This is a genomic window from Hydrogenophaga sp. IBVHS2 (assembly GCF_002127215.1).
GTDB lineage: Bacteria > Pseudomonadota > Gammaproteobacteria > Burkholderiales > Burkholderiaceae_C > Hydrogenophaga.
Genome location: NZ_NFUT01000004.1, coordinates 134,427 through 154,346 on the forward strand (window position 1 = coordinate 134,427; position 19,920 = coordinate 154,346).

The 19,920-nt window shown below is 66.4% G+C and carries 14 protein-coding genes and 4 tRNA genes; all 18 read right to left on the reverse strand.

Going from position 1 to position 19,920, the window contains the following annotated elements:
* Nucleotides 1-32: 32 nt before the first annotated feature.
* The gene (locus tag CAP38_RS11380) at nucleotides 33-2,276 is read right to left on the reverse strand and encodes an ATP-binding protein (RefSeq protein ID WP_256924435.1); all 2,244 of its coding nucleotides are present in this window, start codon (nucleotides 2,274-2,276) and stop codon (nucleotides 33-35) included.
* Between the two features lie 10 nt (nucleotides 2,277-2,286).
* Nucleotides 2,287-2,862 (reverse strand): DUF4390 domain-containing protein, encoded by a 576-nt coding sequence (locus CAP38_RS11385; RefSeq protein ID WP_179188533.1) that lies wholly within the window; start codon nucleotides 2,860-2,862, stop codon nucleotides 2,287-2,289.
* 67 nt (nucleotides 2,863-2,929) lie between these two features.
* Entirely contained in the window at nucleotides 2,930-4,279 is a 1,350-nt protein-coding gene (gene rsmB, locus CAP38_RS11390; RefSeq protein WP_086121529.1) for a 16S rRNA (cytosine(967)-C(5))-methyltransferase RsmB, read from the reverse strand.
* Entirely contained in the window at nucleotides 4,276-5,298 is a 1,023-nt protein-coding gene (locus CAP38_RS11395; protein WP_086121530.1) for a M48 family metalloprotease, read from the reverse strand. The genes rsmB and CAP38_RS11395 overlap by 4 nt, the downstream gene beginning before the upstream one ends.
* A gap of 10 nt (nucleotides 5,299-5,308) precedes the next feature.
* Complete coding sequence (locus tag CAP38_RS11400) at nucleotides 5,309-5,902, reverse strand: LemA family protein (RefSeq protein ID WP_086121531.1); 594 nt, start codon at nucleotides 5,900-5,902, stop codon at nucleotides 5,309-5,311.
* A 137-nt stretch (nucleotides 5,903-6,039) separates the two neighbouring features.
* Nucleotides 6,040-10,254, reverse strand: a complete 4,215-nt coding sequence (gene rpoC, locus CAP38_RS11405) for a DNA-directed RNA polymerase subunit beta' (protein ID WP_086121532.1) — start codon at nucleotides 10,252-10,254, stop codon at nucleotides 6,040-6,042.
* Between the two features lie 23 nt (nucleotides 10,255-10,277).
* On the reverse strand, nucleotides 10,278-14,402 hold the full coding sequence (gene rpoB, locus CAP38_RS11410) for a DNA-directed RNA polymerase subunit beta (RefSeq protein WP_086121533.1): 4,125 nt from the start codon (nucleotides 14,400-14,402) through the stop codon (nucleotides 10,278-10,280).
* 262 nt (nucleotides 14,403-14,664) lie between these two features.
* The gene (gene rplL, locus CAP38_RS11415) at nucleotides 14,665-15,045 is read right to left on the reverse strand and encodes a 50S ribosomal protein L7/L12 (RefSeq protein WP_086121534.1); all 381 of its coding nucleotides are present in this window, start codon (nucleotides 15,043-15,045) and stop codon (nucleotides 14,665-14,667) included.
* A gap of 44 nt (nucleotides 15,046-15,089) precedes the next feature.
* Nucleotides 15,090-15,614, reverse strand: coding sequence for a 50S ribosomal protein L10 (gene rplJ, locus CAP38_RS11420; protein WP_086121535.1), 525 nt, complete (start codon nucleotides 15,612-15,614; stop codon nucleotides 15,090-15,092).
* 243 nt (nucleotides 15,615-15,857) lie between these two features.
* Nucleotides 15,858-16,553, reverse strand: a complete 696-nt coding sequence (rplA, locus tag CAP38_RS11425) for a 50S ribosomal protein L1 (protein WP_086121536.1) — start codon at nucleotides 16,551-16,553, stop codon at nucleotides 15,858-15,860.
* Entirely contained in the window at nucleotides 16,554-16,985 is a 432-nt protein-coding gene (gene rplK, locus CAP38_RS11430; protein WP_086121537.1) for a 50S ribosomal protein L11, read from the reverse strand. It lies immediately after the preceding gene.
* 113 nt (nucleotides 16,986-17,098) lie between these two features.
* Nucleotides 17,099-17,665: a transcription termination/antitermination protein NusG gene (gene nusG / locus CAP38_RS11435; protein WP_086121538.1), complete on the reverse strand. Its 567-nt coding sequence runs from the start codon at nucleotides 17,663-17,665 to the stop codon at nucleotides 17,099-17,101.
* Complete coding sequence (gene secE / locus CAP38_RS11440) at nucleotides 17,665-18,048, reverse strand: preprotein translocase subunit SecE (RefSeq protein ID WP_086121539.1); 384 nt, start codon at nucleotides 18,046-18,048, stop codon at nucleotides 17,665-17,667. Before secE ends, nusG begins: the two co-directional genes overlap by 1 nt.
* Nucleotides 18,049-18,197: 149 nt before the next feature.
* Nucleotides 18,198-18,273, reverse strand: a tRNA-Trp gene (locus CAP38_RS11445).
* A 29-nt stretch (nucleotides 18,274-18,302) separates the two neighbouring features.
* Nucleotides 18,303-19,493: an elongation factor Tu gene (gene tuf, locus CAP38_RS11450; protein ID WP_086121540.1), complete on the reverse strand. Its 1,191-nt coding sequence runs from the start codon at nucleotides 19,491-19,493 to the stop codon at nucleotides 18,303-18,305.
* Nucleotides 19,494-19,559: 66 nt separating this feature from the next.
* Nucleotides 19,560-19,634 (reverse strand) — tRNA-Thr (locus CAP38_RS11455).
* 57 nt (nucleotides 19,635-19,691) lie between these two features.
* Nucleotides 19,692-19,765, reverse strand: a tRNA-Gly gene (locus CAP38_RS11460).
* Nucleotides 19,766-19,826: 61 nt separating this feature from the next.
* Nucleotides 19,827-19,912: transfer RNA gene (locus CAP38_RS11465), tRNA-Tyr, on the reverse strand.
* Between the last annotated feature and the right edge of the window lie 8 nt (nucleotides 19,913-19,920).

Here is a 19,920-nt window from a genome sequence, read left to right on the forward strand (position 1 = left end):
GTCACCCTGTCTGCCGCCCGGATGGGCTGTTGTCAATTTGCAACTGCGAATGATAACGAGACTTGGGCGCCCGTGATGCGTCCTTCCACCAGGCGATTGCTCAGGTCCACCCGACCGCCGTGCTCGTCCATGATCTTCTTGACCACCGCCAGACCCAGTCCGGTGCCCTTGCTCTTGGTCGTGACGTAGGGCTCGAAGGCCCGCTTGAGGATGTGCTCGGCGAATCCCGGCCCCTGGTCCAGGACGCTCAACCGCACCCACTGGCCGCTGTCGGAGCGGCGGGTGCGCAGCAGCACCTCGGCGCCCGGCTGGGCGGTCATGGCGTCCTGCGCGTTCTGCACCAGGTTGTGCACGATCTGGCGCACCTGCTGGGCATCGGCCATCGCCATCGGCAGGTCGTCGGCCAGCTCCAGACGCACCGGTACGGCGGCATGGTCGTACAGGGCCAGGATGTCCCGCAGCAGCGCATTGAGGTCCACCGGCACCAGCTGTGCCGCCGGCAGGCGCGCGTAGTCGCGGAATTCGTTGACCAGGCGCTTCATGGCATCGACCTGATCGACGATGGTGCGCACCGACTTGTCGAGCACCGCCTGCTCGGGCGGCGCCACCTTGCCGTCCAGCTTCATGGCCAGCCGTTCGGCCGAGAGCTGGATGGGCGTGAGCGGGTTCTTGATCTCGTGCGCCAGCCGCCGCGCCACCTCGCCCCAGGCCTGGGCGCGCTGGGCCGACACCATGTCGGACACATCGTCGAACACCAGCAGGCGTTCGTTGCGCGGCAGCAGGGCACCGCGCGCGATCAGGGTGATGCCTTGCTGGAACGGCGTGGTGCCGCTGGCGGACAGCTCGAACGACTGCTGCCAGTAGCCCCCTTCGTGCGGGGTCTGGTCGCCCAGGAAGCGTTCGAACTGCTGCAGCACGCCGCTGCCGAAGGCCTCCAGGCCGGGCAGCTCCACCAGCGGACGGCCGATGTGCAGCGCCAGCGGAATGTGGAGGATGCGTTCGGCGCCCGGGTTGACGCTGCGCAGGGCGCCGGCCTCGTCCAGCACCACCACGCCGGCGGTGAGGTTGTCCAGGATGGTCTGCAGGTTGTCGCGGGCGGCGTCCACCTCGGACATGCTGCGCTGCACGGCCGCGCGCGCGTCCGACAGGTCCTGCGTCATGTGGGCAAAGGTGCGGGTCAGGCCGGCGAGTTCGTCGCGCGAGGTCAGGGCCTGCTTGGGACTGAGGTTGCCGGCGGCCACCTCGCGCATGCCCTCGGCCAGCACCAGCAGCGGGCGCACCAGCTGGTTGCCCAGCAGCACCGCCAGCAGCACGGCACCGAACACGGCCAGGAACAGCGCCAGCGTCAGGGTGCCGATGTACATGCGGCGCAGCCCTTCGCGGGCCAGGGCACGTTCCTGGTATTCGCGGTTGGCCAGCTGCACCGCCAGCGCGTCCACCACCAGGGCAGACGGCAGCGGTGCCACCGCCTGCAGGTAGCGCGGCTCGCCGCCGAACGCAAAGGTCGGCGGGGGCACCAGCGCCGTGACGCGGATGCGCGCCTCGCGCGCGGCCAGCGCGGCATCGAGTTCGCTGTCGGCGCCCTCTTCCAGTCCTTCCACCGTGGCCACCACGCGGGCCTCGCGCACATTGCGCAGCAAGGCGGCCGATGGCCGCTCGGGGCTGAGATCGAAGCGCGAGACACCGGCGCTGCCCAGCGGCCGGCCGCTGGCGCCCCACAGCACCACGTCGCTGGCCCCGAGCTGGTTGCGCACATCGTCCAGCGCAAAGACCGCCGAGGTGCTGGACAGGCGCGACAGGCCTTCGGCGGCCACGCGCGCCTTGTTGGACATGTCCGCCATCAGCGTGTCCAGCGTGGTCCGCCCGAGGTTGAGGCCGGCGGCCAGGGCCGACTCCACCCGCACATCGAACCAGCTCTCGATGGAACGCGACACGAACTGGTAGGACACGGTGTAGATCAGCAGGCCCGGCAGCACGCCCACCAGGCCGATGATCCCGGCCAGCTTGATGAGCAGCCGGCTGCCGAACTTGCCACGCTTGAGTCGCAGGAACAGCCGCACCGCCAGCCAGCCGATGACCAGCAGCAGGAAGCCGGCCACCGCCACGTTCACCGCCACCAGCCAGGTGAAGTTCTGCTCGTACAGCGCCCGGTTGCGCGTGGCCAGGGTCAGCAGGAAGAGCAGCACCATGCCCACGCCGGTCATGAAGACCAGGGCTGCGCCGACCGCCCAGCGCGCAGCCACGGCCTGGCGACGGGAGTTGGGTGCGGCGCTCACGGGCGGGCGCTCAACGATCGGCGTCGACCATGTCGGGCACGGTCAGACGCTGCAGGAACTGCACCGACCAGTCCGGGTCGTTGCCCAGCCCGATCTGGAACGGACGGGGCAGCAGGCTGAGATCGAGCCGGAAGGCCACCTCCACCCGGTGTGTCTCGCCGGTCTCGATCTGCGCGGCATCGAGCAGGCGCCAGCGCCCGGGCCGGCCGATGCTGGCCAGAGCGTCGGCCAGCGAGTCGTGGTTCTGGTGGGCGGCGTACTGGAGTCCGGCACCGCCGCCCGCCCCACCGCCATCGGTGGAGAGGCTCACGCGCCAGCGTCGGGTCAGGGGCTGGTAGGCCAGGCGCAGCACCCGCACCGCCGTGACCAGACGCTTGTCGGACCAGTACCAGCGCGACCGGCTGACATCGACCTGCCACACGAAGTACAGCGGCACGCCCCGCACCAGCGCGTCTTCCACCACCGGCGTGGCGGTCAGGCCCAGACGGGCATTGAGGTAGAGGCCTTCTGCGGTGCGCTCCAGCGCCATCTGCTGGACCTGCGGATTGGCGCGGGCGTCGGCCAGCAGGCACAGACCGACGAGCACCGCCCAGAAAGTGGCTCTGGCACGCCCCGAGGCCCTGCACCACGCCCGGATGAGGACCCGCCAGCCCTCAGGCAGCGGGCTTGTCGAGCCGGGCGTAGAAGAAACCGTCATGTCCACCCGGCGGATTGTCGTTGAACTGCCCGACCGGCCTGCCGGCACCGGGGAGCAAATGGCCGGCCGAGGGGTGTTGCCGGGCGTCGGTGTGGCGCGCAAGAAACGCCTGCACCTGGTCCTCGCCTTCGGCCCGGAACACCGAGCAGGTGGCGTACAGCAGCCGGCCACCCGGTCTGAGCAGGGGCCACAGCGCCTCCAGCAGGCGGCGCTGCTGGGCGGCAAGCGCCGCCACGTCGGCCTCGCGACGCAGCCAGCGCACGTCCGGGTGCCGTCGCACGATGCCGGAGGCGGTGCAGGGCGCATCCAGCAGGATGGCATCGAAGGGCTGGCCATCCCACCAGGCGGCTGTGTCGGCAGCGTCGGCCACCTTCACCTGCGCCCGGGCCTGCAGCTGCAGGCGCTGCAGGGTGTCGCCGATGCGGCGAGCCCGGTCGGCGTCGGCATCGAGTGCGAGCACCTGCACATCGGCCCGCTCCAGCAGGTGGGCGGTCTTGCCGCCGGGGGCGGCGCAGGCGTCGAGCACGCGGTGCTGCGGCCCCCAGTCCTGCCCCTGCAGCAGCAGCCCGGCCGCCATCTGGGCCGCGGCATCCTGCACCGAGACCAGTCCGTCGGTCCAGCCCGGCAGGCTGTCCACGGCACAGGGCCGGGCCAGCACCAGGCCGTCCTCGCCGGTGGGCAGGCTGGCCATGCCCGCCTCGGCCAGACGCAGGGCATAGGCACTGCGGTCGATGCGGCGGCGGTTGACGCGCAGGGTCATGGGGCCCGGCTCCTGGCTGGCCTGCAGCACCGCCGCCCAGTCCTGAGGATGGTCCCGGCGGACCCGGTCGATCCACCAGCGGGGGTGGTGGTGGCGGGCCGGCGGGTCATCGGCCACCTCGGCCATCAGGTCGGTCTGCTCCCGCAGCAGGCGGCGCAGGCAGGCGTTGATGAAGCCCGCCTGCCGCTGCAGGCGACGCTGCTGGCGCGCCGCCTCGACCGCCTGGTTGACCACGGTATGGGGTGCATACCGCACGCCGTCGGCCGGCGCGACCAACAGGGCCACGGCGGCCACCAGCAGGGCCTGCACGACCGGCTCGGGGCTGCGGTCGGCCAGGCGATCCACCAGGGCCCGGGCCAGGCCCAGGTGGCGCAGGGCGTGAAAGGTCAGGGCCTGCACGGCCGGACGCAGGGGCGCCGGGACGTCGGGCAGGCCCTCGGCCAGCGAGCGGCCCTGCTGGACCTGGCGGACGGCCTCGGCGGTGTGCTGCAGCAGCACGGACAACCCGGGCGCGGTGCCCGGGGCCTTGACGGGTGAATCGGTCATGCGGTGGGGTCGGTGACGGTACGGCCTGGGTCCGCGGCCAGTGGCAGCGGGGACATGGGCCGACCATAGATGCGGCGGATGCGCTGGACCAGCGGCGGATGGGCATCGAACCAGTGGCGCAGACCGCCGGCCTCGCTGCCCAGCAGCAGCATGTGCTGGACCTGGGCCGACCCGGTGCGGTCGGCATCGCCGCGCTGGCGCTGGGCCAGGGCCTTGCGCAGCACGCCGCCCAGGGCATCGCGGCTGCGGGTCCATTGCACGGCGCGGGCATCGGCCAGGTACTCGCGCTGGCGGGCCACGGCGGCCTGCAGGGCATGGCCCGCCATCCAGCCCGGCCAGCCGGCGGCCATGAGGGCCAGGCCTGCCAGGGCCGCTGCGTGGCGGCGACCCTCGTCGTCCGCCTCCCACAGGTCCTGCCCCATCCGGTAGACCATCTCCAGACCGAACACCATGCCGCACAGGCGCATGTTCAGGCGGGTGTCGCCTTCGCCGATGTGGCTGAGCTCGTGCGCCACCAGGCCCTGCATCTCTTCCCGGGTCAGGTGGTCCAGGGCGCCCTGCGTGACGGCAATGGCGGCATCGGCCGGGTCCCAGCCGGCGGCCAGGGCATTGATGGCGCCTTCGCGCGGCAGCACCAGCGCAGCCGGAACGGGCAGACCGGAGGCGATCGCCATTTCATCGACGATGTTCACATAGCGCTGCTCGCGCAGGTCACCCGAGGGCCGCGCCTCGCGGGCGCCGATCTGGCGGGCCAGGGCGACCCCGCCCGCGCCCTGCAGGCGCGAGGTCTCCAGCCACCAGCCGCCCAGCACGAAGAGCAGCACCACCGCCGTGTTGATCTCGATGAAGCGCGCCGGCAGCGTGAACGGGCCGGGCATCCAGAAGCCCCAGCTCAGTCCCCAGGCCAGCGCCAGGGCCGCATTGACCGCCACCACCAGCAGCAGCACGGTGAGCGCGAACCACACCAGCAGCCGGCGGGTCTGGCGCCGGGCTTCGGCCTGGGACTCGAAAAACCGCATCCGGCCGGACTCAGAACTGAACCTTGACCGGCTGGCGTTCGGCCTCGCTGGTGGTGGACGCCAGCATGGCCTGCGGCAGCAGGCCGAAGATGCGGGCCACGATCAGCGTGGGGAACTGGCTGGCGGCGTCGTTGAACTGCAGCACCTGGTCGTTGTAGGCCTGGCGGGCAAAACCGATGCGGTTTTCGGTGCTGGCCAGTTCCTCGCTCAGTTCACGCAGGTTCTGATCGGCCTTGAGCTCGGGGTAGTCCTCCACCACCACCATCAGGCGGGACAGGGCCGCACCCAGGGTCTGCTCCGCACCCGCCAGTGCGGCCAGCGCCTGTGCACTGAGCGGGCTGGCGGCGGCGGTCTGTTCGGCACTGCGGGCCTGGTTGCGGGCGGCAATCACCGCCTCCAGCGTCTGCGACTCGTGCACCAGGTACTGGCGGGCCACCTCCACCAGGTTGGGAATGAGGTCGTGCCGGCGCTTGAGCTGCACGTCGATCTGGCCGAAGGCGTTGGCGATCGCGTTCTTGAGGGTCACCAGGCGGTTGTAGGCGCCCACCGCCCAGAACAGCACGAGAAGGCCTGCGGCCAGCAGGATCCATTGGGTGATCGACATGGACAACTCCCGAAGGGTAGGTACAAGGTGCGGGCCAATATAGCGCAGGGACATGGCCGCTGCGGCCACAAAAAAGCCCCCGGCCTTGCGGCCGGGGGCTCCTGGAGCGTCAGCGGATCAGACAGCGGATGCGACGATCACTCGGCGGCTTCGCTGGCGCTGGATGCGTCGGCCTGGTCGGCCGCCAGCGACAGGGCGTCGGCCTCGGCGATGGCACGGCGTTCCTCGTCGTCCATCTTCTCCTTGACCTTGCGCGCCTCGTGGTAGGCCATGCCGGTACCGGCCGGGATCAGACGACCCACGATCACGTTTTCCTTCAGACCACGCAGTTCGTCGCGCTTGCCCATGATGGCCGCCTCGGTCAGCACCCGGGTGGTTTCCTGGAAGGAGGCCGCCGAGATGAACGAGTCGGTCGACAGCGACGCCTTGGTGATACCCAGCAGGATGTTGCTGAACACCGCGGGCAGCTTGCCTTCGGCACGCAGTGCGTCGTTGGTGTTGAGGATCTCCGAACGCTCGACCTGCTCACCGGCGATGTAGCTCGAATCACCCACGCTGTCCACGACCACACGGCGCAGCATCTGGCGAACGATCACCTCGATGTGCTTGTCGTTGATCTTCACGCCCTGCAGGCGGTAGACGTCCTGCACTTCGTCAACGATGTAGCGGGCCAGCTCTTCCATGCCCAGGAGGCGCAGGATGTCTTGCGGATCGGCCGGGCCGTCCACCACGCTCTCGCCCTTGTTGACCACCTGGCCTTCGTGCACCAGGATGTTCTTCTCCTTGGGAATGAGCTCGTCCCACACCTTGCCTTCGGGGTCGGTGATCTGCAGGCGAACCTTGCCTTTGGTCTCCTTGCCGAACGACACGGTGCCGGTCATCTCGGCCAGCATACCCTTGTCCTTCGGGCTGCGGGCTTCGAACAGCTCGGCCACACGCGGCAGACCGCCGGTGATGTCGCGGGTCTTCTGGCCTTCGATCGGGATACGGGCCAGCACTTCGCCGGGGCCCACGTCCTGGCCGTCGCGCACCTGGATCAGGGCGCCGACCTGGAAGCCGATGGTCACCGAGTGGTCGGTGCCGGGGATCTTGACTTCCTGGCCCTTGGCATCGACCAGCTTGACCTGCGGACGCACCACCTTGGTGGCGCCGCGGCGCTTGGGATCGATCACCACCAGCGTGGACAGGCCGGTGACGTCGTCCACCTGCTTGGCCACGGTCAGGCCCTCTTCCACGTTCTCGAACTTCACCTGACCGGCGAATTCCGTGATGATGGGTCGGGTCAGCGGGTCCCAGTTGGCCAGGATGGTGCCGGCCTTGATGGACTGGTCGGGCTTGATGGTCAGGATGGCGCCGTACGGCACCTTGTGACGCTCGCGCTCGCGGCCATGCTCGTCGGAGATGATGATCTCGCCCGAACGTGCGATCACCACCAGCTCGCCCTTGGTGTTGGACACATAGCGCATGGTGGCGTTGAAGCCGATCACGCCGCTGGACTTTGCTTCCACGCTGGAGGCCACCGCTGCACGCGATGCGGCACCACCGATGTGGAAGGTGCGCATGGTCAGCTGGGTGCCGGGCTCGCCGATCGACTGGGCGGCAATCACGCCCACCGCCTCGCCGATGTTCACCAAGCCGCCACGACCCAGGTCGCGGCCGTAGCACTTGGCGCAGATGCCGAAGCGGGTCTCGCAGGTCAGCGCGGTGCGCACCTTGACCTCGTCGACACCGGCGGCTTCCAGCTCGTCCAGCAGGTCCTCGTCCAGCATCTCGCCGGCCGGCACCAGGGTCTTGCGGGTCTCGGGGTGGATCACCTCTTCGGCGGTCACACGGCCCAGCACGCGGTCGCGCAGCGATTCGATCACCTCGCCGCCCTCGACGATGGCGCGCATCAGCGTGCCGTTGGAGGTGCCGCAGTCGTGCTGGTTGACCACCAGGTCCTGGGTCACGTCCACCAGACGGCGGGTCAGGTAGCCGGAGTTGGCCGTCTTCAGCGCCGTGTCGGCCAGACCCTTTCGGGCGCCGTGCGTGGAGATGAAGTACTGCAGCACGTTCAGACCTTCACGGAAGTTCGCCGTGATGGGGGTCTCGATGATGGAGCCGTCAGGCTTGGCCATCAGGCCTCGCATGCCGGCAAGCTGGCGGATCTGCGCAGCGGAGCCACGCGCACCCGAGTCGGCCATCATGTAGATGGAGTTGAACGACTCCTGGTCCACTTCCTTGCCGTGGCGGTCGATGGTCTTCTGCTTGGCCAGCTGGGCCATCATGACCTTGGAGATCTCGTCACCGGCCTTGCCCCAGATGTCCACCACCTTGTTGTAGCGCTCGCCCGCGGTCACCAGACCGGAAGCGTACTGCTGGGCGATTTCCTTCACCTCGTTTTCGGCGCGGTCGATGATGGCCGGCTTCTCCTTGGGCACCAGCATGTCGTCCACGGCGATCGAGATACCGGCGCGCGTGGCCAGACGGAAGCCGTTTTGCAGCAACTTGTCGGCGAACACCACGGTTTCCTTCAGGCCGCACTTGCGGAACGAGGTGTTGATCAGGCGCGAGATTTCCTTCTTCTTCAGCGCCTTGTTCAGCACGTCGAAAGGCAAGCCCTTGGGCAGGATCTCGGAGAGCAGCGCACGGCCCACGGTGGTGTCCACCAGCGTGGTCGACGGCACCCATTCGCCCGTGGCCTTGTCCAGCGACTGCTGGGTCAGGCGCACACTGATCCTGGCGGTGATTTCCACCACGGCGTTGTCCAGCGCGCGCTGCAGCTCGGACAGATCGGCAAAGATCATGCCCTCGCCCTTGGCGTTGATGCGCTCACGGGTGGCGTAGTACAGACCCAGCACCACGTCTTGCGACGGCACGATGGAGGGTTCGCCGTTGGCCGGGAACAGGATGTTGTTCGAGGCCAGCATCAGGGTGCGCGCTTCAATCTGCGCTTCCACCGACAACGGCACGTGAACGGCCATCTGGTCACCGTCAAAGTCGGCGTTGAACGCAGCGCAGACCAGCGGGTGCAGCTGGATGGCCTTGCCTTCGATCAGGATGGGCTCGAAGGCCTGGATGCCCAGGCGGTGCAGCGTCGGTGCGCGGTTCAGCAGCACCGGGTGCTCCTTGATCACCTCTTCCAGGATGTCCCACACCACCGGCGTGCCGGTTTCCACTTCCTTCTTCGCCGCCTTGATGGTGGTGGCGATGCCCATGGCTTCCAGGCGCGAGAAGATGAAGGGCTTGAACAGCTCCAGGGCCATCAGCTTGGGCAGGCCGCACTGGTGCAGCTTGAGGGTCGGGCCCACCACGATGACCGAACGGCCCGAGTAGTCGACGCGCTTGCCCAGCAGGTTCTGGCGGAAACGACCGCTCTTGCCCTTGATCATGTCGGCCAGGGACTTGAGAGCGCGCTTGTTGGCGCCCGTCATGGCCTTGCCACGGCGGCCGTTGTCCAGCAGCGAGTCCACCGCTTCCTGCAGCATGCGCTTCTCGTTGCGCGCGATGATTTCCGGAGCCTTCAGCTCCAGCAGGCGACGCAGACGGCTGTTGCGGTTGATGACGCGGCGGTACAGGTCGTTCAGGTCGGAGGTCGCGAAGCGGCCGCCGTCCAGCGGCACCAGCGGGCGCAGGTCCGGCGGCAGCACGGGCAGCACCTCCAGCACCATCCACTCGGGCTTGATGCCGGACTTCTTGAAGGCTTCCAGCACCTTGAGGCGCTTGGCGTTCTTCTTGATCTTGAGCTCGGAGCCGGTCAGGTCGTTGCGCAGCTTCTCGATCTCGATGTCCAGATCGATGTTCTGCAGCAGCTCCTTGATGCCTTCGGCGCCCATCTTGGCCACGAACTCGTCACCGAACTCGCGCTTCTTGGCGTCGAAATCGTCCTCCGACATGATGCTGAACTTCTTCAGCGGGGTCATGCCCGGGTCGACCACCACATAGGCTTCGAAGTACAGCACCCGCTCGATGTCGCGCAGGGTCATGTCCAGGATCAGGCCCAGACGCGAGGGCAGCGACTTCAGGAACCAGATGTGGGCGCAGGGCGCGGCCAGATCGATGTGGCCCATGCGCTCGCGGCGCACCTTGGTCTGGGTCACTTCGACGCCGCACTTCTCGCAGATCACGCCACGGTGCTTCAGGCGCTTGTACTTGCCGCACAGGCACTCGTAGTCCTTGATGGGGCCGAAGATCTTGGCGCAGAACAGGCCGTCACGCTCGGGCTTGAAGGTGCGGTAGTTGATGGTCTCGGGCTTCTTGACTTCACCGAAGGACCAGGAACGGATTTTTTCCGGCGAAGCCAGGCCGATGCGGATCGCATCGAAGTGCTCGTCGGGCGTGAACTGCTTGAACAGGTCGAGCAAGGATTTCATGGGTCAGTTTCCTTTTCAGTGAATCACGAACGCTCGAGCTCGATGTCGATGCCGAGCGAACGGATTTCCTTGACCAGCACGTTGAACGACTCGGGCATGCCGGCGTCGATCGTGTGCTCGCCCTTGACGATGGACTCGTACACCTTGGTGCGACCCTGCACGTCGTCGGACTTGACGGTGAGCATTTCCTGCAGGATGTAGGAGGCGCCGTAGGCTTCCAGCGCCCACACCTCCATCTCGCCGAAACGCTGGCCACCGAACTGCGCCTTGCCGCCCAGCGGCTGCTGGGTGACCAGCGAGTACGGGCCGGTGGAACGGGCGTGCATCTTGTCGTCGACCAGGTGGTGCAGCTTCAGGAAGTGCATGTAGCCCACGGTGGTCTTGCGCTCGAAAGCGTCACCGGTGCGGCCGTCGTACAGCTGCGCCTGGGTGCGGGTGGCGGTCAGGCCCTTGAGCTCGGCGATGTCGTCCGGGTAGGCCAGCTTGAGCATGGCGCGGATCTCGTCTTCCGAGGCACCGTCGAACACCGGAGTGGCGAACGGCACGCCGGTCTGCAGGTTCTCGGCCATCTCGATCACGTCGGCGTCCGACAGGTTCGAGAGGTCTTCCTTCTTGCCGGCGTGGTTGTAGACGGTCTCCAGGAACTGGCGGATCTCGGTGGCCTTGGCTTCCTGCTGCAGCAGGTCACCGATGCGCTGGCCCAGGCCCTTGGCGGCCCAGCCCAGGTGGACTTCCAGCACCTGACCCACGTTCATCCGCGAGGGCACGCCCAGCGGGTTGAGCACGATGTCGGCGGGGGTGCCGTCGGCCATGTAGGGCATGTCCTCGACCGGAACGATCTTGGACACCACGCCCTTGTTGCCGTGGCGGCCGGCCATCTTGTCGCCGGGCTGCAGGCGGCGCTTGACGGCCAGGTACACCTTGACCATCTTGAGCACGCCGGCCGGCAGCTCGTCACCCTGGGTGAGCTTCTTGCGCTTTTCCTCAAAGGCCAGGTCGAAGCTGTGGCGGGTCTGCTCCATGGAGTTCTTGATGGACTCCAGCTGGGCAGCCACGCTCTCGTCGGCCGGGCGGATGTCGAACCAGTGGTACTTCTCGACGTCGGCCAGATAGGCCTTGTCGATGGTCGTGCCCTTGGCCAGCTTCTTCGGCCCGCCGTTGGCGACCTTGCCGGTCAGCAGCTTCTCGATCCGGTCGAAGGCGTCGGCCTCGACGATGCGCAGCTGGTCGTTCAGGTCGAGGCGGAAGCGCTTGAGCTCGTCGTCGATGATCTGCTGGGCGCGCTTGTCGCGCGTGATGCCTTCACGGGTGAAGACCTGCACGTCGATCACGGTGCCCTGCGAGCCCTGGTCCACGCGCAGCGAGGTGTCCTTCACGTCGGACGCCTTCTCGCCGAAGATGGCGCGCAGCAGCTTTTCTTCCGGCGTGAGGGTGGTCTCGCCCTTGGGCGTGACCTTGCCCACCAGCACGTCGCCCGGCAGCACTTCGGCGCCCACGTAGATGATGCCGGAGTCGTCCAGGCGGTTGAGCTGCTGCTCGGCCAGGTTGGGGATGTCGCGGGTGATTTCCTCGGCGCCCAGCTTGGTGTCGCGGGCCATGACCACCAGCTCCTCGATGTGGATGCTGGTGTAGCGGTCGTCGGCCACCACGCGCTCGGAGATGAGGATGGAGTCCTCGAAGTTGTAGCCGTTCCAGGGCATGAAGGCGATCAGCATGTTCTGGCCGATCGAGATCTCGCCCAGGTCGGTGGAGGCACCGTCGGCGATCACGTCACCCTTGGCCAGCATGTCGCCCTTCTTGACGATGGGGCGCTGGTGGATGTTGGTGTTCTGGTTGGAACGCTGGTACTTGATCAGGTTGTAGATGTCCACGCCCACTTCGCCGGCCACGGCCTCGGCGTCGTTCACGCGGATCACGATCCGGGTGGCGTCGACATAGTCCACCACGCCGCCGCGCTTGGCGGTGACCACGGTGCCGGAGTCGATCGCGGCCACGCGCTCGATGCCGGTACCCACCAGCGGCTTCTCGGGACGCAGCACCGGCACGGCCTGGCGCGACATGTTGGCGCCCATCAGCGCGCGGTTGGCGTCGTCGTGCTCCAGGAACGGCACCAGCGAGGCGGCCACCGAGACGATCTGCGCCGGCGACACGTCCATGTACTGGATGGTGTCGGGCGAGGTCAGGATGGATTCGCCCTTCTCACGGGCCGACACCAGCTCCTCGGTCAGGCGGCCATCGGCATCCAGGGCCGCGTTGGCCTGGGCGATGACGTACTTGCCTTCCTCGATGGCCGACAGGTAGTCGATCTGGTTGGTGACCTTGCCGTCCACCACGCGGCGGTACGGGGTCTCGATGAAGCCGTACTCGTTGAGGCGGGCGTACAGGGCCAGCGAGTTGATCAGGCCGATGTTCGGACCTTCCGGGGTCTCGATCGGGCACACGCGGCCGTAGTGGGTGACGTGCACGTCACGCACCTCGAAGCCGGCGCGCTCGCGGGTCAGACCGCCCGGGCCCAGGGCCGACACGCGGCGCTTGTGGGTGATCTCGGCCAGCGGGTTGGTCTGGTCCATGAACTGGGACAGCTGGGACGCACCGAAGAACTCCTTGAGCGCCGCAGAGATCGGCTTGGAGTTGATCAGGTCGTGCGGCATCAGCGGCTCTTGCTCGGCCTGGCCCAGACGCTCCTTCACGGCCTTCTCGATGCGGGCCAGACCGGTGCGGTACTGGTTCTCGGCGAGTTCGCCGACGCAACGCACGCGGCGGTTGCCCAGGTGGTCGATGTCGTCCACCTCGCCACGGCCGTTGCGCAGGTCCACCAGGATCTTCACCACGGCCAGGATATCGTCGTTGGACAGCACCATCGGGCCGGTGGCGTCGTCGCGGCCCACACGGGCGTTGAACTTCATGCGGCCCACGCGCGAGAGGTCGTAGGTGTCCGGGTTGTAGAACAGGCGGTGGAACAGGGCCTGCACCGCGTCTTCGGTCGGCGGCTCGCCGGGGCGCATCATGCGGTAGATGGCCACACGGGCGGCGAACTCGTCCACCGTCTCGTCGATGCGCAGGGTCTGGCTGATGTAGGCGCCCTGGTCGAGTTCGTTGGTGTAGATGCACTGCAGGTCCTGCACGCCGGCCGAGCGCAGCTTCTTCAGCAGCGCTTCGGTCAGTTCGTCGTTGGCTTTGGCAATGATCTCGCCGGTGTCGGGATCGACCACGTTCTTGGCCACGACACGGCCGATCAGGAAGTCTTCCGGCACGCTGATGTGGGTGGTGCCCGACTGCTCCAGCTCACGGGTGTGGCGCGCGGTGATGCGCTTGTCCTTGGCCACCACCACCTTGCCCGACTTGTCGGTGATGTCGAAGCGGGCCACCTCGCCGCGCAGGCGCTCGGCCACGAAGGCCATCTGGGCGCCGCTGTCCATCAGGCGGAAGTGGTCGTTGACGAAGAAGTTGGCCAGGATGGTTTCCGGCGTCAGGCCGATGGCCTTGAGCAGGATGGTCACCGGCATCTTGCGGCGGCGGTCGACGCGGAAGAACAGCACGTCCTTCGGGTCGAATTCGAAGTCCAGCCACGAACCGCGGTAGGGAATGATGCGGGCCGAGAACAGCAGCTTGCCCGAGCTGTGCGTCTTGCCCTTGTCGTGCTCGAAGAAGACACCCGGCGAGCGGTGCAGCTGCGAGACGATCACGCGCTCGGTGCCGTTGATGATGAAGGAACCCTTGTCGGTCATGAGCGGCACTTCGCCCATGTAGACCTCCTGCTCCTTGACTTCCTTGACCACCTTGGACTGCGCGGTCGAGGACTCGCGGTCATAGATGATCAGCTGCACGCGGGCGCGCACGGCCGATGCGAAGGTCAGGCCGCGGGTCTGGCACTCGCGCACGTCGAACGCCGGCTTGGCCAGGTTGTATTCGACGAACTTCATCTCCACGAAGCCGTTGTGCGAGACGATGGGGAAGGCGGCCTGGAAGGCGGCCTGCAGACCCTCGTTGGTGCGCTGCTTGGGAGCCACATCGGCCTGCAGGAAGGCGGTGTAGGCATCCTTCTGCATCTGCAGCAGGTAGGGGATCGTCAGCACGTTTTCGCGCGTGCCGAAGCTCTTTCGGATGCGCTTGCGTTCGGTGTATGAGTATTTCGATGCGGTGGCCATGAGATCTCCGGGCTTGAGGTCTTCGGCGACTGTCGGCACGACCGTGCGCAGGGCGGCACGCGGCGGCGTTCTTGGCGGCAGGCCACTACCTGCCGTTGGCGGACGGCCCGCGCGTTGCACGCGGGCCCGAACCAAGTGGTCTTCTGCAGTCGGGGTCAGAAGACACGGATAAGGCGGCTCCGGGGAACCAGCTTATCGGTGTCCTGAAAGCACCAAAGGCTGGAGGCCCTTTCAGGCACTCCAGCCCCTGCCGGGAACCGAATTACTTCAGTTCGGCCTTGGCGCCGGCTTCCACCAGCTTCTTCACGGCAGCTTCGGCGTCGGCCTTGGCAATGCCTTCCTTCACGTTCTTCGGGGCGCCGTCGACCAGGTCCTTGGCTTCCTTCAGACCCAGACCGGTGATCTCGCGCACGGCCTTGATGACGGACACCTTGTTGGCGCCGGCGTCGGTCAGGACGACGTTGAACTCGGTCTTCTCTTCAGCGGCGGCAGCGCCACCGCCAGCAGCACCACCGGCGGCCGGAGCGGCCATGGCGGCGGCGGACACGCCGAACTTCTCTTCGATGGCTTTCACCAGGTCGTTGAGTTCCATGACGGTCATGCTGTCGAGGGCCGTCAGAAATGCGTCTTTATCGAATGCCATTTTGATTTCCTAAAAACTTCGGTTGGGGGAACGTGCCGCGCCGATCAGGCTGCAGCCGCCTCGGCTGCCGGTTCGGCAGCGCCTTCGCCTTTTTTGGCCGCCAGGGCACCCAGCACCACAGCGGTGCGGGAGATCGGCGACTTGAGCAAGCCACACAGCTGGGACAGCAGCACTTCCTTGGAGGGGATGCTGGCCAGTTGCTTGACGCCGTCGACGTCCAGGACCTTGCCACCGTAAACGCCTGCGCGGATCACCAGCTTGTCGTTGGTTTTCGCGAATTCGGCCACCACCTTGGCGGCGGCCACAGCGTCTTCGGAGAAGCCATAGACGAGCGGGCCGGTCATCTGGGCGGAGGCCACTTCAAACGGGCTGCCGGCCACTGCACGGCGGGCCAGGGTGTTCTTCAGAACACTCAGGCTCACGCCATTGCTGCGGGCGGTCACGCGCAGTTTGTCCATGGACGCCACCGTGATGCCGCGGTACTCCGCGATCACGAGCGTTTGAGCTTTTGCGGCGAGGCTGGTCACTTCGGAAATGACCGCTTCTTTCTCACTGCGATTCAGACTCAAGGTCTACTCCTTCAATGTGTTTCGGGCAGGACCCGGAACACGCCTCGTTGCAGCGACCAACTGTGTTCAGAAATCAACCGATTCCATCTGCAGCGGGATCGCCATCTGCGTTGGCATTTCACAATTAAGCCGGCTCGCGCCAGCACCAACGGTCTTGGATGGCCCCCCGGGCGGCTTGCGCTGCCCCGGGGCCCACCACACCCGGACCCCGAGGGGTCCGAATTCGTTCACCTTCTCAGGCGATCACGCCGAGATGGTCTGGGTGTCGACGCGAACGCCCACGCCCATGGTCGAGGACACGGCCACCTTGCGCAGGTACACACCCTTGCTGGTGGCCGGCTTGGCCTTGTTCAGTGCATCGATCAGCGCAGCCAGGTTGCCCTGCAGCTGCTCGGCATTGAACGAGCGGCGGCCGATGGTGCCGTGCACGATGCCGGCCTTGTCGACGCGGAACTGCACCTGACCGGCCTTGGCGTTCTTCACGGCGGTGGCCACGTCCGGGGTCACGGTACCGACCTTCGGGTTGGGCATCAGGCCGCGCGGGCCCAGGATCTGGCCCAGGGTACCCACGACGCGCATGGCGTCCGGCGAGGCGATCACCACGTCGAAGTCCATCTTGCCGGCCTTCACGTCGGCGGCCAGGTCGTCCATGCCGACCACGTCGGCGCCGGCGGCCTTGGCTTCCTCGGCCTTGGCGCCCTGGGCGAACACGGCCACGCGCTTGGTCTTACCGGTGCCGTTGGGCATCACGACGGCGCCGCGCACCACCTGGTCGGACTTCTTGGCGTCCACGCCCAGCTGGATGGCCACGTCGATGGACTCATCGAACTTGGCGTTGGCGCATTCCTTGACGATGGCCAGGGCGTCGCCCAGCGGGTACAGCTTGTTGCTGTCAACCTTGCCTTCGAAGGCTTTCTGTTTCTTGGTCAGCTTGGCCATTTACACGCCCTCCACAATCACGCCCATGGAACGGGCCGAACCGGCGATGGTGCGCACAGCGGCGTCCAGATCGGCAGCGGTCATGTCCTTCATCTTGGTCTTGGCGATTTCCTCGAGCTGGGCCCGGGTGATCTTGCCGACCTTCTGCTTGTTCGCCACCGGCGAGCCCTTGTCCAGCTTGATGGCCTTCTTGATGAGGGTCGTGGCCGGCGGGGTCTTGATGATGAAGGTGAAGCTCTTGTCCGCAAACGCGGTGATCACCACCGGCAGCGGCAGACCGGGCTCGACGCCCTGGGTCTGGGCGTTGAACGCCTTGCAGAACTCCATGATGTTCAGGCCGCGCTGACCCAGCGCCGGACCGATCGGGGGGGAGGGGTTGGCCTTACCAGCTGGCACTTGCAGCTTGATGAAGCCGACGATTTTTTTCGCCATGATGCAGCTCCTGCGAGTGCAGACGGTTGCCTGAACGACAACCTCCTCGCGGTTGAAACCCGGATGGAATCAAGGCCGCAGGCGCCGGGTCGACCCGCCTGCAGCCGAAAGGATCAGGTCTTTTCGACCTGGCTGAATTCGAGCTCGACCGGCGTGGCGCGACCGAAGATGGTCACCGACACCCGCATCTTGTTCTTCTCGTAGTTGACTTCCTCGACCGTGCCGTTGAAGTCGGTGAACGGGCCTTCCTTGACGCGGACGTATTCCCCGACCACGAACTCCACCTTGTGGCGGGGCTTGTCGGTGCCTTCCTGCATCTGGTTGACGATCTTCTGGACGTCTTCCTCGGAGATGGGGGCCGGGCGGTTCTTGGCACCGCCCACGAAGCCGGTCACCTTGTTGGTGTGCTTCACCAGGTGCCAGGTGTCGTCGTCCATCACCATTTCGACGAGCACGTAGCCCGGGAAGAACTTGCGCTCGGTGGTGCGCTTCTGGCCGTTCTTCATCTCGACCACCTCTTCGGTGGGGACGAGGATGCGGCCGAACTTGTCCTGCATGCCGGCGCGGTTGATGCGCTCGATGATGTTGCGCTCGGCGGCCTTCTCCATGCCGGAATAGGCATGCACCACATACCAGCGCATGCCTTCGGCGGGGGTCACGGGGCTCTGTTGTTCGGTCATCATTTTCTCCAGCCCAGGATCAGGTCGTAGAACACCCATTCCAGGGTCTTGTCGGTCAGCCACAGGAACAGGGCCATGACCACCACGAACGCAAACACGTACGCGGTCATCTGCATGGCTTCCTTGCGGGCCGGCCAGACCACCTTCTTGACCTCGCGCCACGAATCCCGGCCGAAAGCCACCAGCTGTCGACCCGGCTCGGACACGCCGAACACGACCACCGCCGCGACCACACCGGCCAGCAGCGCGATCCAGCGCACCCAGGCCGCCTGACCCGTCAGCAGGTAGAAGCCGACGAAACCGGCCAGCAGCAGGGCGACGGCCGCAGCGACCTTGGCCTTGTCGGCGCCGGACTGTACGGTTTGAACTTCGGAAGTGGCCATGTGGATCCAGAAAAATATGAGGCGCTCGGCGTGCCGGAAAGGTCAAACCTTGAGACACGCAAGCCCACCAGAGGTCACGCGGACTTCGGTGGGCTTGTTGAACCACTTGAAGGTGCGCAGAACCTGAGTTCTGCGACATCACCGTCAGGTGGCAGGGGCAGTAGGAATCGAACCTACAACCTTCGGTTTTGGAGACCGACGCTCTGCCAATTGAGCTATACCCCTACTGGCCGGATGCCCCTTGCGGGCGGCAATTACTCGATGATCTTGGCCACGACGCCGGCGCCGACGGTACGGCCGCCTTCGCGGATGGCAAAGCGCAGGCCTTCTTCCATGGCGATCGGGGCGATCAGCTTGACGGTGATCGACACGTTGTCGCCCGGCATGACCATTTCCTTGTCCTTGGGCAGCTCGATGGAGCCGGTCACGTCGGTCGTGCGGAAGTAGAACTGCGGACGGTAGTTGTTGAAGAACGGGGTGTGACGACCACCTTCGTCCTTGGACAGCACGTACACCTCACCGGTGAAGTGGGTGTGCGGCTTGATGGAGCCGGGCTTGCACAGCACCTGGCCGCGCTGCACTTCCTCGCGCTTGGTGCCGCGCAGCAGGATGCCCACGTTGTCGCCGGCCTGGCCCTGGTCCAGCAGCTTGCGGAACATCTCCACGCCGGTGCAGGTGGTCTTCTGGGTCGCAGCGATGCCGACGATCTCGATTTCCTCGCCGACCTTGACCACACCACGCTCGATACGGCCGGTCACCACGGTGCCGCGACCCGAGATCGAGAAGACGTCTTCCACCGGCATCAGGAAGGCGCCGTCCACGGCACGCTCCGGGGTGGGGATGTAGCTGTCCAGCGCATCGGCCAGGCGCATGATGGCCTGCTCGCCCAGATCGCCCTTGTCGCCTTCCAGGGCCAGCTTGGCCGAGCCCTTGACGATCGGGGTGTCGTCGCCGGGGAAGTCGTACTTGGACAGCAGCTCGCGCACTTCCATCTCGACGAGCTCGAGCAGCTCGGCGTCGTCGACCATGTCGCACTTGTTCAGGAACACGATGATGTAGGGCACGCCCACCTGACGCGCCAGCAGGATGTGCTCGCGGGTCTGGGGCATCGGGCCGTCAGCGGCCGAGCACACCAGGATGGCGCCGTCCATCTGGGCAGCACCGGTGATCATGTTCTTGACGTAGTCGGCGTGACCCGGGCAGTCCACGTGAGCGTAGTGGCGATTGGCCGTCTCGTACTCGACGTGGGCGGTGTTGATGGTGATGCCGCGGGCCTTCTCTTCCGGAGCCGCGTCGATCTGGTCGTACGCCTTGGCCGCGCCACCGAACTTGGCCGCCAGCACGGTGGTGATGGCCGCCGTCAGGGTCGTCTTGCCATGATCCACGTGACCAATGGTGCCCACGTTAACGTGCGGCTTGGTCCGCTCGAATTTCTCTTTTGCCATCTTTCAGCTCCAAAAACGAATTTGCCGAAACACCAAAACCTAAACAGGAACCTGGAAAGGAAAACTTGGTGCCCATGGCGGGAATCGGACCCGCGACCTCTCCCTTACCAAGGGAGTGCTCTACCACTGAGCCACATGGGCGAGGACGTCGGCAGTGCCGCCGTCATCTGAAAATCAACGCCAGCCGATCCGGCAGACTGGAGCGGGAGACGGGAATCGAACCCGCGTCATCAGCTTGGAAGGCTGGGGTTCTACCATTGAACTACTCCCGCCGCGCTGTCAGTTGCACCAACCGCTGGCAAACAATCTCTGCTCAATCTTCTGATTCGTCGCTGGTGGAGGAGGCTGGATTCGAACCAGCGTAGGCGTAAGCCAACAGATTTACAGTCTGCCCCCTTTAGCCACTCGGGCACCCCTCCGTCGCGAA

Bases quoted from the DNA above. Each gene is read 5' to 3' on its own strand.
- secE (WP_086121539.1), bottom strand. From the start codon at position 18,048: ATGGCCACTTCCGAAGTTCAAACCGTACAGTCCGGCGCCGACAAGGCC.
- rpoB (WP_086121533.1), bottom strand. From the start codon at position 14,402: ATGGCCACCGCATCGAAATACTCATACACCGAACGCAAGCGCATCCGA.
- rplA (WP_086121536.1), bottom strand. From the start codon at position 16,553: ATGGCCAAGCTGACCAAGAAACAGAAAGCCTTCGAAGGCAAGGTTGAC.
- rpoC (WP_086121532.1), bottom strand. From the start codon at position 10,254: ATGAAATCCTTGCTCGACCTGTTCAAGCAGTTCACGCCCGACGAGCAC.
- rplK (WP_086121537.1), bottom strand. From the start codon at position 16,985: ATGGCGAAAAAAATCGTCGGCTTCATCAAGCTGCAAGTGCCAGCTGGT.
- tuf (WP_086121540.1), bottom strand. From the start codon at position 19,493: ATGGCAAAAGAGAAATTCGAGCGGACCAAGCCGCACGTTAACGTGGGC.
- nusG (WP_086121538.1), bottom strand. From the start codon at position 17,665: ATGACCGAACAACAGAGCCCCGTGACCCCCGCCGAAGGCATGCGCTGG.
- rplL (WP_086121534.1), bottom strand. From the start codon at position 15,045: ATGGCATTCGATAAAGACGCATTTCTGACGGCCCTCGACAGCATGACC.
- CAP38_RS11395 (WP_086121530.1), bottom strand. From the start codon at position 5,298: ATGCGGTTTTTCGAGTCCCAGGCCGAAGCCCGGCGCCAGACCCGCCGG.
- CAP38_RS11400 (WP_086121531.1), bottom strand. From the start codon at position 5,902: ATGTCGATCACCCAATGGATCCTGCTGGCCGCAGGCCTTCTCGTGCTG.
- rsmB (WP_086121529.1), bottom strand. From the start codon at position 4,279: ATGACCGATTCACCCGTCAAGGCCCCGGGCACCGCGCCCGGGTTGTCC.